General features: G+C 59.0%; 11 protein-coding genes. 3 read left to right on the top strand and 8 right to left on the bottom strand.

What is annotated here, in order from left to right; translation table 11 throughout:
- Nucleotides 1-96 precede the first annotated feature (96 nt).
- The 8 genes from KUIN1_RS24330 to KUIN1_RS24295 all read right to left on the bottom strand — a co-directional run bounded on the left by KUIN1_RS24330 (nt 97) and on the right by KUIN1_RS24295 (nt 9,895).
- Nucleotides 97-2,019 carry a PrkA family serine protein kinase gene (locus KUIN1_RS24330; protein ID WP_003316247.1) on the bottom strand — a complete coding sequence of 641 codons (1,923 nt, stop codon included), beginning with the start codon at nt 2,017-2,019 and terminating at the stop codon, nt 97-99.
- A 287-nt stretch (nt 2,020-2,306) separates the two neighbouring features.
- The gene (glpE, locus tag KUIN1_RS24325; RefSeq protein ID WP_011269136.1) at nt 2,307-2,627 is read right to left on the bottom strand and encodes a thiosulfate sulfurtransferase GlpE; all 321 of its coding nucleotides are present in this window, start codon (nt 2,625-2,627) and stop codon (nt 2,307-2,309) included.
- Between the two features lie 23 nt (nt 2,628-2,650).
- On the bottom strand, nt 2,651-3,526 hold the full coding sequence (locus tag KUIN1_RS24320; RefSeq protein ID WP_011269135.1) for a symmetrical bis(5'-nucleosyl)-tetraphosphatase: 876 nt from the start codon (nt 3,524-3,526) through the stop codon (nt 2,651-2,653).
- Complete coding sequence (gene apaG, locus KUIN1_RS24315) at nt 3,526-3,906, bottom strand: Co2+/Mg2+ efflux protein ApaG (protein ID WP_024639778.1); 381 nt, start codon at nt 3,904-3,906, stop codon at nt 3,526-3,528. Before apaG ends, KUIN1_RS24320 begins: the two co-directional genes overlap by 1 nt.
- 116 nt (nt 3,907-4,022) lie before the next feature.
- The gene (gene rsmA / locus KUIN1_RS24310) at nt 4,023-4,829 is read right to left on the bottom strand and encodes a 16S rRNA (adenine(1518)-N(6)/adenine(1519)-N(6))-dimethyltransferase RsmA (RefSeq protein ID WP_011269133.1); all 807 of its coding nucleotides are present in this window, start codon (nt 4,827-4,829) and stop codon (nt 4,023-4,025) included.
- Nucleotides 4,826-5,815 carry a 4-hydroxythreonine-4-phosphate dehydrogenase PdxA gene (gene pdxA / locus KUIN1_RS24305; RefSeq protein ID WP_152092338.1) on the bottom strand — a complete coding sequence of 330 codons (990 nt, stop codon included), beginning with the start codon at nt 5,813-5,815 and terminating at the stop codon, nt 4,826-4,828. Before pdxA ends, rsmA begins: the two co-directional genes overlap by 4 nt.
- On the bottom strand, nt 5,812-7,134 hold the full coding sequence (locus KUIN1_RS24300; RefSeq protein WP_024639777.1) for a peptidylprolyl isomerase: 1,323 nt from the start codon (nt 7,132-7,134) through the stop codon (nt 5,812-5,814). The genes pdxA and KUIN1_RS24300 overlap by 4 nt, the downstream gene beginning before the upstream one ends.
- A complete protein-coding gene (locus tag KUIN1_RS24295) occupies nt 7,115-9,895 on the bottom strand; it encodes an LPS-assembly protein LptD (protein WP_011269131.1) in 2,781 nt (926 codons plus the stop codon). The genes KUIN1_RS24300 and KUIN1_RS24295 overlap by 20 nt, the downstream gene beginning before the upstream one ends.
- Nucleotides 9,896-10,024: 129 nt before the next feature.
- Between KUIN1_RS24295 and KUIN1_RS24290 the strand changes: the two genes are divergently transcribed.
- From KUIN1_RS24290 to KUIN1_RS24280, 3 genes are all read left to right on the top strand, one after another.
- Nucleotides 10,025-11,047 carry an aminoglycoside phosphotransferase family protein gene (locus KUIN1_RS24290; protein ID WP_011269130.1) on the top strand — a complete coding sequence of 341 codons (1,023 nt, stop codon included), beginning with the start codon at nt 10,025-10,027 and terminating at the stop codon, nt 11,045-11,047.
- 99 nt (nt 11,048-11,146) lie between these two features.
- Nucleotides 11,147-11,818, top strand: coding sequence for an N-acetylmuramate alpha-1-phosphate uridylyltransferase MurU (murU, locus tag KUIN1_RS24285; RefSeq protein ID WP_172980080.1), 672 nt, complete (start codon nt 11,147-11,149; stop codon nt 11,816-11,818).
- Complete coding sequence (locus KUIN1_RS24280; RefSeq protein WP_152092336.1) at nt 11,819-12,586, top strand: DnaJ domain-containing protein; 768 nt, start codon at nt 11,819-11,821, stop codon at nt 12,584-12,586.
- Nucleotides 12,587-12,601: the final 15 nt, after the last annotated feature.

Genomic DNA, 12,601 nt, shown 5'->3' with positions numbered 1-12,601 from the left:
TGTAAGCCTCAAGCTGCAGGCGAGCCGCGATCAATCCCGAGCCCGGGTGGTGATCGCTTTTCGCCTGCAGTTGATAGCTTGAAGCTTGCAGCTGCTTTACTGCGATTTCCGCACGCGCAGATACCATTCGGAAAGCAGACGTACCTGCTTGTCCGTGTAGCCCCTCTCGACCATTCGTGTCACGAAGTCGTTGTGCTTCTGCTGATCCTCTTTGCTGGCCTTGGCATTGAAGCTGATGACGGGCAGGAGGTCCTCGGTGTTGGAGAACATTTTTTTCTCGATCACCACCCGCAGCTTCTCGTAGCTGAGCCAGGTCGGGTTCTTGCCATTGTTGTTGGCGCGGGCACGCAGCACGAAATTGACGATTTCGTTGCGGAAGTCTTTCGGGTTGCTGATGCCAGCCGGTTTCTCGATCTTTTCCAGTTCTTCGTTCAAGGCCACACGGTTGAGAATCTCGCCGGTTTCCGGATCGCGGTATTCCTGATCCTGAATCCAGAAGTCTGCATACAGCACATAGCGGTCGAAAATGTTCTGACCGTACTCGCTGTAGGATTCCAGGTACGCCGTCTGGATTTCCTTGCCGATGAACTCGATATAGCGCGGTGCCAGGTATTCCTTGATAAAGCGCAGATAGCGTTCGCGCGTTTCGGCAGGGAACTGCTCCTGTTCGATCTGCTGTTCCAGCACGTAAAGCAGATGCACCGGGTTGGCCGCGATTTCATGCGGATCGAAGTTGAAGACCTTGGACAGAATCTTGAACGCGAAGCGGGTAGACAGACCATTCATGCCTTCGTCGACGCCCGCGCTGTCGCGGTATTCCTGGATGGACTTGGCTTTCGGGTCGGTGTCTTTCAGGTTCTCGCCGTCATACACGCGCATCTTGGAGTAGATGTTGGAGTTGTCCGGCTCTTTGAGGCGCGAGAGCGTGGTGAACTGCGCAAGCATTTTCAAGGTGTCCGGCGCGCAGTGCGCCTTGGACAGCGAGCTGTTGAACAGCAGCTTGTCGTAGATCTTGATCTCGTCGCTGACACGCAGGCAATACGGCACCTTCACGATGTAGATACGGTCGATGAAGGCTTCGTTGTTCTTGTTGTTGCGGAAGCTGTGCCATTCCGACTCGTTGGAGTGCGCCAGCAGGATACCGGTGAACGGGATCGCGCCCAGCCCTTCGGTACTGTTGTAGTTGCCTTCCTGGGTTGCGGTAAGCAGCGGATGAAGGACCTTGATCGGTGCCTTGAACATCTCGACGAATTCCATCAGGCCCTGGTTGGCCCGGCACAGCGCGCCCGAGTAGCTGTAGGCGTCGGCGTCGTTCTGCGGGAATTCTTCCAGTTTGCGGATATCCACCTTGCCGACCAGCGCAGAGATGTCCTGGTTGTTTTCGTCGCCAGGCTCGGTTTTCGCCACGGCAATCTGGTTGAGAATCGACGGATAGAGCTTCACCACCTTGAACTGGCTGATGTCGCCGCCGAACTCGGCCAGGCGTTTGGTCGCCCAGGGCGACATGATGGTGCTCAGGTAGCGTCGCGGAATCCCGAAGTCTTCTTCGAGAATCGCGCCGTCCTCCGTGGCGTTGAACAAGCCCAAGGGCGACTCGAAGACTGGCGAGCCCTTGATGGCGTAGAACGGGACTTTTTCGATCAGTTGCTTGAGTTTTTCCGCCAGGGACGATTTACCGCCACCCACCGGGCCGAGCAGATACAGGATTTGCTTCTTCTCTTCCAGGCCTTGGGCGGCATGGCGGAAATACGAAACGATCTGGTCGATGCATTCTTCCATTCCGTGGAAGTCGGCAAAGGCCGGATAGCGGCGTATGACCTTGTTGGAGAAAATGCGCGACAGCCTGGAGTTGGTGGAGGTATCCACCAGTTCAGGTTCGCCGATAGCCAGCAGAAGACGTTCTGCGGCAGAGGCATAGGCGCTGCGGTCCTGTTTGCAGAGCTCAAGGTACTCCTGTAGCGAGAGCTCTTCTTGCCTCGTGCTTTCGAAGCGTTGTTGGAAGTGGCTGAATATACTCATGACGTCACCTCGCTCGATACGTGGAGCCGGCGGCGGATCGTCAGTCGATGCTGGCAACAACCGTATTACTACGGTCGCTGTTTCCCCCCAGAACACCCTAAAAGTAACTACCGATGACCCACGCGCCGGTGTACCGGCTCTCCCCTGAATACGGATGGCCTAGGCTAAGGATAGTTCGGATTCGGAAAGATAAAGAAGGGATGCGCGAGAAGACGGGCTGACCGTTCGTCAGATGGCTCGCGAGCCCGCGTAGAACGCGGGATCAGCTGTCATAAAAATATTTTCTATCAGCCTTGCACGGTTTCTTGCGGGTAAGTGGTGCGCCACAGCTCGAAACCGCCGTCCACGCTGTACACATCCGAGAAACCCTGGCCGACCAGATAGGCTGCAGCGCTTTGGCTGGAGTTGCCGTGGTAGCAGACGACCACCAGCGGCTTATCCAGGTCGGCTTCGCGGATGAAGTCGGCGATCGAGTGGTTGTCCAGATGCACGGAATCGGGAATGTGATTGCTCTCGAAAGCCTGCGGATCCCGGACATCGACCAGCACGGCGCCTTGCTCGCGCAGAGCCTGGGCCTGTTCGGGTGGGATACGTTTGAATTCAGTCATTGCCTGGGCTCCTGAGCCTGAGGTTACGGAAGGGGAGTAGCGCCGGGTTGCACTCGGGTAACAAGCCCGTCTGCGGCATTGCCCATAGCATCGCAATTGCACTGATGGCGTTCAAGCGTATCGACATTGAGCAGCGTCATTGAACCGCCCCAGACACATCCGCTGTCCAGGGCAAAGACGTCCGGTTCGTCGCAGCGGCCTTCAAGCGCAGCCCAGTGGCCGAAAATGATTTTCACGTCGCGGGTCTTGCGGCTCTGGTGGCTGAACCAGGGCGCGTAGCCAGGTATCGCGGTGCCGACCCCTTCCTTGCTCTTCAGATCGAGCTTGCCGTCGCTGGTGCAGAAGCGCATACGCGTGAAGTAGTTGGTGATGACCCGCAGACGCGTCACGCCTTGCAGGTCGTTGTCCCACCTGGTCGGTTCATTGCCGTACATGCCGTCAAGAAAGGCGCCGTACAACTGCTCGTCCTGCAGCGCGTGCTCGACTTCGGCAGCGTGCTTCAAGGCCTTTTTCAGCGTCCACTGTGGTGCGATACCGGCATGCACCATGGCGACATTGCGTTGAGCATCGTAATGCATGAGCTTTTGCCGACGCACCCAGCCGAGCAGGTCGTCACGGTCAGGCGCTTCAAGGATTTCAAGCAGCGTGTCGCCTTTTTTCAGCAGCTCTTTTTTGCGCGCCACTGCAAGCAGGTGCAGGTCATGATTACCCAGCACGCACACCAGCGATTCGCGAAGGCTGTACAGGTAGCGAAGCGTTTCCAGCGATTGCGGACCACGGTTGACGAGGTCACCTACCAGCCAGAGGCGATCCTGCTCCGGGTTGAAGTGAACGTGCTCGAGCAGGCATTGCAGAGGTTCGAGGCAGCCTTGCAGGTCACCCACGGCGTACACCGCCATCAGTGCAGCGAGCCCGGAACGGCCAGCCGGAATGGCTCGATGACGGCATCGAAGCGTTTGCCGTCTTCGGCCAGCATCTGATAGGTGCCCTGCATGTTGCCGACCTTGGTGGTCATGACCGTACCACTGCTGTAGGTATGGCTGTGGCCGTTCTTGATCAGTGGCTGCTGGCCAACCACGCCTTCGCCACGCACTTCCTCGACATTGCCATCACCGTCGGTGATGACCCAGTGCCGCGACAGCAGTCGGGCAGGTAACTCGCCGTTGTTGTGCACGGTGATGGTGTAGGCGAAAGCGAAGCGGTTCTGCTCGGGTTGTGATTGTTCCGAGAGGAAGCGTGTGACGACGCTGACGTCGACCTTGTAACGAGAATCGGGCATGCAATAGGCCTTGAAATCCATAGCTGCGAAAAAAGGGCGTGTGCGGCAGGTAGATCAGTCTAGGACAAGTAAGCGGAAAATGACGACTGAGCCTGCCGTTTACTTGTCCCCAGGGTTCACTCTGTCACAACTTTTTCGCTGAGAGTGTCCGCCAGACGAACGAATGCAGCCAGATCGAGCTGCTCGGGGCGCAAGCTGCCGTCTACTCCGGAAGCGGTGATCTCATCGCTGGTCAACAGCAGCTTGAGCGTGTTGCGCAAGGTCTTGCGACGCTGGTTGAACGCTTCACGCACGATGCGCTCCAGCACACGGTGATCCTTGGCAGGGTGCGGCAGTGTTTCGTATGGGACGAGGCGCACAATGGCCGAGTCCACTTTCGGCGGCGGGTTGAACGCACCCGGTCCGACGTTGAACAGGTGTTCCACGCGGCAATGGTACTGGACCATGATCGACAGACGACCCCAGTCACCGCCGCCGGGTCCGGCAGCCATGCGCTCGACCACTTCCTTTTGCAGCATGAAGTGCATGTCGCGGATCAGGCTGGCGTTCTGCAGCAGGTGAAAAATCAGCGGTGTCGAGATGTTGTACGGCAGGTTGCCCACCACCCGCAGGCTGCGCGGGTCTGCGCCGAGGGTGTTGAAGTCGAACTTCAGTGCATCGCCCTGATGCAGGTTGAAGTTCGGCTTGCTGGCGAACTGACCGTTCAGGATCGGGATCAGGTCCTTGTCCAGCTCGACCACGTCCAGCTGAGCGCCGCTGTCGAGCAGGCCCTCGGTCAGTGCGCCCTGGCCCGGCCCGATTTCCAGCAGCCGGTCTTCAGGTCTGGCACGGATGGCACGCAGGATCTTGTCGATAACGCCTGCGTCGTGCAGGAAGTTCTGCCCGAAGCGCTTGCGCGCCCGGTGTTGGTATTGCTCGGTCATGAATGGGGCTCGGCCATCTGGTAGGCGGTTTGCAGTGCGACGTGCAGGCTGCCGGTGTCGATGTTCGCGGTGCCAGCCAGGTCCAGCGCCGTGCCGTGATCGACAGAGGTGCGGATGATTGGCAGGCCGAGCGTCACATTGACCGCTGCGCCGAAACCTTTGTATTTCAGCACGGGCAGGCCCTGATCGTGGTACATCGCCAGCACTGCATCGCAGTGCTCCAGATATTTGGGGGTAAACAGAGTGTCTGCAGGCAGCGGGCCGCGCAAGTCCAGGCCTTCGCTGCGCAGGCGCTCCAGAGCAGGTTCGATGATGTCGATTTCCTCACGACCCAGATGCCCGCTTTCGCCGGCATGAGGGTTGAGGCCGCAGACCAGAATGCGTGGGTGGGCAATGCCGAACTTGGTGACCAGATCAGCGTGCAGGATGCGTGTCACGCGCTCCAGACGATCCGCTGTGATAGCGTCGGCCACATCGCGCAACGGCAGGTGAGTGGTCACCAGTGCCACGCGCAGGTCGCCGGTTGCCAGCATCATCACCACCTGTTCGGTGTGAGTCAGTTCAGCGAGAAATTCGGTGTGTCCGGAAAACGCGATACCGCCGTCGTTGATGACGCCTTTGTGCACCGGGGCGGTGACCATGCCGCTGAACAGCCCATCCAGGCAGCCCTGGCCGGCGCGGGTCAGGGTTTGCAGGACGAACGCCGCGTTGGCCTTGTTCAGTACGCCGGTTTCCACCGGAGCAGCCAGTGGCGTATCCCAGACGTACAGACTGCCGGCAGGTGCAGGCAGGTCGGGAAACGCTTCGGGGGTGACATCGATCAGACTGACCGCTACACCCAGTTGCGCGGCCCGCTCCAGGAGCAGGTCACGGCTGGTAATGGCAATCAGGGGGTATGGCTGAGGCTGCGTGGCGAGCAGCAGGCAAAGGTCAGGACCTATGCCGGCCGGCTCGCCGGGTGTCAGTGCGAAACGCTTGGGTTTCACTGTGCAGCCTGGGTCGCGCCAGGGAGTTTGATTTCAACGTAGGCTTCGTCGCGGATCTGACGCAGCCAGGTTTGCAGCTCTTCGTCGTACTTGCGGTTACGCAGTACGTTCAGCGCCTGCTGTTCGCGAGCCTGATCGGTAGCGTCCGTGGAGCGACGACCGAGCACTTCGAGGACATGCCAGCCGTACTGGGTCTGGAACGGTTTGGACAAGACGCCTTGTGGTGTTTCGCTCATGACCTGACGGAATTCCGGAACCAGAGAATTGGGATCAACCCAGTTCAGATCGCCGCCATTGAGTGCAGAACCCGGATCTTCCGAAAAGCTTTTTGCCAGCTCGGCGAAATCTTCGCCGTTCTCGATGCGGTCGTAGATCTTCTGGGCAAGACGCTTGGTCTCTTCCTCATTACGGATTTCGCTTGGCTTGATCAGGATATGACGCACATGCACTTCATCACGCATTTGCGCCTGACCCTGACCGCCACGCTTTTCCAGCAGCTTGAGAATGATGAAACCACCCGGCGTACGCGCAGGAGGCGTTACGTCACCGACCGGCATCGAGCTGAGCATGTCGCCGAAGGGTGGTGGCAACTGTGCAGCCTTGCGCCAGCCCATGTCGCCGCCTTCCAGTGCGTTTTCGCTGGACGAGGAGGTGGCTGCAAGACGGGTGAAGTCAGCACCTTTCTTCAGCTGGTCGTAGATACCCTTGGCCTTGACCGCTGCGGCCTGGATGGCGTCCGAAGAAGCGCTGTCAGGTGTGGCGATCAGAATGTTGGCCAGGTGAAACTCTTCAGACAGCTGAGCCTTGCCCATATCGGAGGCGAGGAAGTTCTTCACTTCCTGCTGGGACACCTGGATACGTTCGGCCACCCGGCGCTGACGCACGCGGCTGATGATCATTTCCCGGCGCACCTGTTCGCGCGCATCGTTATAGGACAGGCCGTCATGCGCCAGCGCGGCGCGGAACTGCTCCACGCTCATGTTGTTGCGCTGGGCAATGGTGCCGATGGCCTGGTTCAGCTCTTCGTCGGAGACTCGAATGCCAGACCGTTCGCCCATCTGCAACTGCAGGTTTTCCAGAATCAGACGATCCAGAACCTGTGGTTGCAGGGCTTCGGCAGGCGGTACACCAGAGCCACGCTTGGCAATGGTCTGCTGAACTTCACGTACACGCTGGTCCATCTGGCTTTTCATGATCACGTCGTTGTCGACGATGGCCACGACACTGTCCAGAGGTTGAACCGCAGCATGCACTGCACCGCTCAGGAGTAACGCGCCCAGCATCAGCGGGCGCAGACAATCAGAAAGCTTGGTCTTCACGTTCACGATAACCTTGGATGCCTTTGTCGAGGAAGCTGTCTACCTTGGCGCCAGTTACACCGCCGAGCCCCTTCAACACGATTTGTAGGAATATGCCGCGGTCGCCTTTCTCGTTCTGAGGTGCTGCCTGGCTGAATTCGTCGTAGTCGATCCAGTAACGATTGACCAGGCGCATTTTCCAGCAGCAGTTGTCGTACTCGAACCCGCCGAAAGCTTCGATGGTGCGTTCACGGTTGTAGTCATACTGCCAACGGCTGATCAGGCTCCACTGCGGCACGATCGGCCAGATGACCGAGAAATCGTGCTGCTGAATCTTGTAGTAGTCCTTCACGTAGTTTGGCGAACCCGGAGTGCCGTAGTCGCCACCGCCCACGACCCAACGGCCGGTGCTTTCGTCGTAACGAATCTGGTCGTTACGATAGCGATAGCCGAGGTTGACGACCTTGTTCGGGTTGTCTTCAGGCTGGTAGTGGAACATTGCGCTGCCCGAACGGGTGCTTCGGCTGTCCGGATCCCAGTTGAAATCGGAGTTGAAGCGCCAGTCGCGGTTGAAGCGGTATTCGTATTCCAGTGCGTAAGGCGAAACGTTGGAACGCGCATCATCACGATCAGCAAACACCACGCCTGGCAACTGCACCTTGCGGTCTTCGAAATACAGCGCCTGACCGATGCTGAAGCGTTGACGTTCGAAGCCGTTGTCCTCGATCCAGCGGTTGGTGACGCCCAGCGACAGTTTGTTCTCGTCGCCGATGCGGTCGGAGCCGGTGAAACGGTTGTCACGGAACAGCGAGGCATAGTTGAACGTGCTTTCGCTGGTGTCGAATACCGGGATATCGGTCTGGTCTTTCTCGGGAACATAGAGATAGAACAGGCGCGGCTCCAGGGTCTGGCGGTAATCCTTGCCGAACCAGTTGGTATTGCGGTCGAAGTACAGACCGCTGTCGACGCTGAAGATCGGTACGCTGCGGCTTTGGCTGCTGCTGTACTCTTCGCCGGCCAGCAGGGTGTTTTTGCCCTGGCTGTCCAGATCCAGATCGTATTGCGTGTAGACATACTTCAGCTTCGGCGTCAGGAAGCCATAGGTCCAGTTCATCGGCAAGCTGACCGACGGTGCCAGGTTCAGGCGATCACCGTTGGCGCGAGCCAGGCCGGAGATGTTGTTGTCCAGACGTGTTTCGGAGTTGCCATCTTCATCGATGAACGCGCCGCTGCGCAGATCACGCTCGAAGCGGACGGCTTCGGTCTGATAATCGAACTTCAGGCCGCCGGGGTTGTAGGGCAACGTACCGTTGAGCGTCAGCTGAGGCAGGCGGTTGTACGGCGTAACGTTGGCAACCGTCGCCAGCTTGTAGGCCTGAGCATTGAGCACTGCCGAGAAGCTGTCGCCACGGTAGGTCAGGGAGCCCTGCTGGTTGAGGAAGTCTGTTCTTTTTACGCCGATCTGATCGGTTTCCAGATCCTGGAAGTAATACGGATCACTGATATCGGTGTAATCGACCTGGGTCAGCCAGCGCGTATCAAGCCCGCCCTTGTGCTGCCAGTTGATCATCCAGCGGGTCTTGTCGTAATCGGACTGCTGTTTGCGGTCGTCATTCTCGTCGTTCAGGTACGCGCCGCCAAACTGACCTTCGCTGCCCTTGGTCAGGTAGCGGAACTCGCCTTCCATCAGCAAGCCACGATCAGCCATGTAACGCGGGTACAACGTGGCGTCGTAGTTCGGTGCCAGGTTGAAGTAGTACGGGGTGACCAGCGTGAAGCCGTTGTCGCCACCTGCTGCAATGGTCGGCGGCAGGAAACCGGACTGACGACGGTCGTCGATCGGGAAGTAGATATACGGCGTGTACAGAACCGGTATGTCCTTGACCCGCAGGGTAACGTTGGTCGCTGTACCGAAGCCGGTGGCCGGGTTCAGCGTGATGTTGTTGCCCTTGAGCGTCCAGGCGTTGCTGTTCGGCTCGCACGTCGTGTAGGTACCGTCCTTGAGCCGGATGATCGCGTTCTCTGCACGCTTGGCGTACAGGGCGTTACCGCGAATGTTCGACTTGTGCAGGACGTACTCGGCGTTGTCGACACGGGCTTCGCCGGTGTCGAGTTGCAGTTCGGCCTTGTCACCGACGATCAGCGCACCGTTGTCGCGCAGACGGACATCGCCGTTCAGCTCGCCACGGTTCTCGGCCTGATGCAGTGCAGCCTCCTGGGCCTGCACCTGCATGCTGCCCTGGCGCATCACCACATCACCGGCCAGCGTTGCGACCTGCGCGTCCTGTTCGTAACGCGAAGCCTTGGCTCCCACGAACATCGGCGCGTCTTTCATCGGCGTCTTGTCGTCCATGCCAGGACGGATCGGCTCGACGTAGGCACCCGAGCAATACGGGCCGGTCTCGGCCAGTTGCGCTGCGGTAAGCTTTTCGCGAGGAACCCAATCGAGGTGGCTGTAGTCAGCACTACGCGACTTCAGACCTTTGCCCTTGGCTTCAGTGACCAGTTGCGTACCCGCAGACTGTTCACCCGAAGAGGTGCCTTGTGAGGTGACCGTGCCGTTGGAGCTGACCGACGTCGTGTCATGCACGGGGCGCGGAGGCAGATCCACTGCAGCAGCATTGGATTTCGGCGCACAGTTCCAGGCACCCGAAGCAGAGACTGAGCAGTCATACTGTTCCGCGGCGACCACGAACTGAGTGGCCAGAGGTTGCATCGCCAGCAGACTGCCGGTTACGAGCAACGGAAATTTTTTACGAAACGCGGGGGATTTCAATGCCATCTTATTAGTCCGGGCTTCCTGCGCGCCATCTGCCCGCGGGGGGGCCGCACGCCTCTCGATGGGCTGAAAAAGATTCCGGATAATAAAGCATGACCCGCTTGACGGCTAGCGCCGTCGGAGACCCTTGTAATGTCAGATCAAGATATACGCCTGCAATCCCTGAAAGTTTGGCTCGATGAGCAGTTGCCGGCGCTGTTTTCGGCGCACGGTTGGGGCGCCGTGCCCCCGGCTACATTGACTGCGGCCAGTAGTGACGCAAGTTTTCGCCGTTATTTTCGCTGGGAGGGTGCGGGCCGAACTTTTATTGTCATGGACGCCCCCCCACCGCAGGAAAACTGCAAACCGTTCGTGGATATCGCTCATTTATTGGAAAAGTCGGGCATTAATGTTCCAAAAATTTATGCCGAAGACCTGACACAAGGCTTTTTGCTGCTCAACGATCTGGGCCGTCAGACTTATCTGGATGTCATTGACGCCGACAATGCCGATGCCTTGTTCGCTGATGCTATCCAGGCGTTGCTGGCCTACCAGCAACTGCCTATGGACGCGCCATTGCCCAGCTATGACGTCGCGTTGCTGCGCCGTGAGCTGGAGCTGTTTCCCGAGTGGTACGTAAAGCGGCACCTGGGTGTCGAGATGGACGAGGCGCAACTGAGCGACTGGCAGCAGGTCAGCGAGCTGCTGATCAACAGCGCCCTGGCACAGCCCAAAGTGCTGGTGCATCGTGACTATATGCCGCGCAACCTGATGATCAGCGAGCCCAACCCGGGCGTGCTGGATTTCCAGGACGCGGTCTACGGCCCGGTTACCTATGACGTGACATGCCTGTTCAAGGACGCATTCCTGAGCTGGCCACAGGAGCGCGTGAGTGACTGGCTGCGCACCTACTGGGATCAGGCGCGGGCCATCGGTATTCCGGTACAGGAAGACTTTGCCGCTTTCGAGCGCGCCAGTGATCTGATGGGCGTACAGCGACATTTGAAGGTGATCGGCATTTTTGCGCGCATTTGCCATCGCGATGGAAAGCCTCGCTACCTGGAAGACGTTCCGCGCTTTTTCGCTTATATAGAGGCGGTACTGTCACGTCGCCCAGAGCTGGCGCAGCTCGGGCAATTGCTTACCAGTCTGCAGCCGGTAGACGCCGCTGTCTGAAATGACAGAGACGGCCAACGAGAGAGAGCCGGTTTATACAGGGTCGCTTTGAAAGATGGCCATTTTGGAAAAGATCTTGATTGTGTCGAAGAGGACTGCATGAAAGCGATGATTCTCGCTGCCGGTAAAGGCGAGCGAATGCGCCCGTTGACCCTGCACACGCCCAAACCGTTGGTGCGTGTCGGGGATGTACCGTTGATCGAATACCACCTGAACGCCTTGCGCAATGCAGGGTTTCACCAGTTGGTCATCAACCATGCGTGGCTGGGCCAGCAGATCGAGGATTACCTGGGCGACGGTCAGCGTTTCGACCTGAGCATCCGTTACTCCCCCGAAGGCATGCCGCTGGAAACGGGAGGCGGCATACAGCGGGCGTTGCCATTGCTTGGCCTGGAGCCGTTCGTGGTGATCAACGGGGATATCTGGACCGATTACGACTTCGGCGCATTGCGCGTGCCGCTTGAAGGCCTTGCGCACCTGGTACTGGTCGATAACCCCGCGCATCATCCGACAGGTGATTTCTCGCTGGTCGATGGTCAGGTGCGCGACGACGATTCGGCGGGGCAGCGGCTGACCTACAGCGGTATCGCCATCCTCCATCCACAGCTGTTTGCCAACTGCGAGCCCGGCGCGTTCAAGCTCGCGCCGCTGTTGCGCGAGGCGATGCATAAGGGGCTGGTCACGGGTGAGTACTACAGAGGGCGCTGGGTCGATGTCGGCACCCACGAGCGTCTGGCTGAAGTCGAGCAGATGCTTGCGGAGACTCGCTGAATGCTCTGGCCCGGCACATTGATCGGCGCTGGAGTCGGTTATGCAATTGCCAGCATTCCAGGCGCGATGCTCGGCGCTCTATTGGGTCAGGCGCTGGATCGGCGCCTGAAACTGCAGAGTTGGGCGCATCTGCGTGAGCGCCTGGGTGGACGTGCAACGATCCCCCAGAATGACCTGCTGTTTGTGTTGCTGGGCCGTCTGGCCAAAAGTGGCGGACGGGTTCTGGCCAGTCATATCCACCAGGCACGTATCGAGATGCGCCGTTTGAATCTGAACGAGACGGATCAGTTGCGCGCCATCAACGCCTTCAAGCGCGGCCGCGATGGCAGCGATGGCCTGCGCAGTTATCTGCATGGTCTGCAAGGGCAGCCGGACATTGCCGAAGATATGTTGCGTGCCTGCTGGCGGATGGCCTGGGCGGACGGCAAGGCTTCTCGGGTCGAGCGCGAGCTGATCGGGGTATGGGGGATGTGGCTTGGCTGGACAGGGCCGCAAGTCGAGGCGCTGGCTGCTGACCACGACCCCATGAAGCGCTCGCCGATCAGCAGCGGCGACGACTACAAAAGTGCGATGACGCTGCTGGGGGTAAGGTCGGACACCGATCCTTTGAGCATCAAGCGCGCCTATCGGCGTCTGCTCAGCCGCCATCATCCTGACAAGATTGCCGGTTCGGGCGCCAATCCTCAGCAAGTGCGGGTGGCGACCGAGAAGACCAGCGAGTTGCACAATGCCTATCGGGTGGTCAAAGCCCGACGCGGGTTCAACTGAACCTGCTGGTGCGTG

This window comes from Pseudomonas sp. KUIN-1 (assembly GCF_009176725.1).
Classification (GTDB): domain Bacteria; phylum Pseudomonadota; class Gammaproteobacteria; order Pseudomonadales; family Pseudomonadaceae; genus Aquipseudomonas; species Aquipseudomonas fragariae.
Note: the sequence above shows the minus strand (reverse complement) of the source record. Positions and strands in the feature narration are given on the sequence as shown.

What these genes read in the sequence shown, in the direction of transcription:
- apaG (WP_024639778.1), bottom strand. Translation starts at nt 3,906, where the DNA reads ATGCCCGATTCTCGTTACAAGGTCGACGTCAGCGTCGTCACACGCTTC.
- rsmA (WP_011269133.1), bottom strand. Translation starts at nt 4,829, where the DNA reads ATGACCGAGCAATACCAACACCGGGCGCGCAAGCGCTTCGGGCAGAAC.
- KUIN1_RS24280 (WP_152092336.1), top strand. Translation starts at nt 11,819, where the DNA reads ATGCTCTGGCCCGGCACATTGATCGGCGCTGGAGTCGGTTATGCAATT.
- glpE (WP_011269136.1), bottom strand. Translation starts at nt 2,627, where the DNA reads ATGACTGAATTCAAACGTATCCCACCCGAACAGGCCCAGGCTCTGCGC.
- KUIN1_RS24330 (WP_003316247.1), bottom strand. Translation starts at nt 2,019, where the DNA reads ATGAGTATATTCAGCCACTTCCAACAACGCTTCGAAAGCACGAGGCAA.
- KUIN1_RS24290 (WP_011269130.1), top strand. Translation starts at nt 10,025, where the DNA reads ATGTCAGATCAAGATATACGCCTGCAATCCCTGAAAGTTTGGCTCGAT.
- murU (WP_172980080.1), top strand. Translation starts at nt 11,147, where the DNA reads ATGAAAGCGATGATTCTCGCTGCCGGTAAAGGCGAGCGAATGCGCCCG.
- KUIN1_RS24320 (WP_011269135.1), bottom strand. Translation starts at nt 3,526, where the DNA reads ATGGCGGTGTACGCCGTGGGTGACCTGCAAGGCTGCCTCGAACCTCTG.
- KUIN1_RS24295 (WP_011269131.1), bottom strand. Translation starts at nt 9,895, where the DNA reads ATGGCATTGAAATCCCCCGCGTTTCGTAAAAAATTTCCGTTGCTCGTA.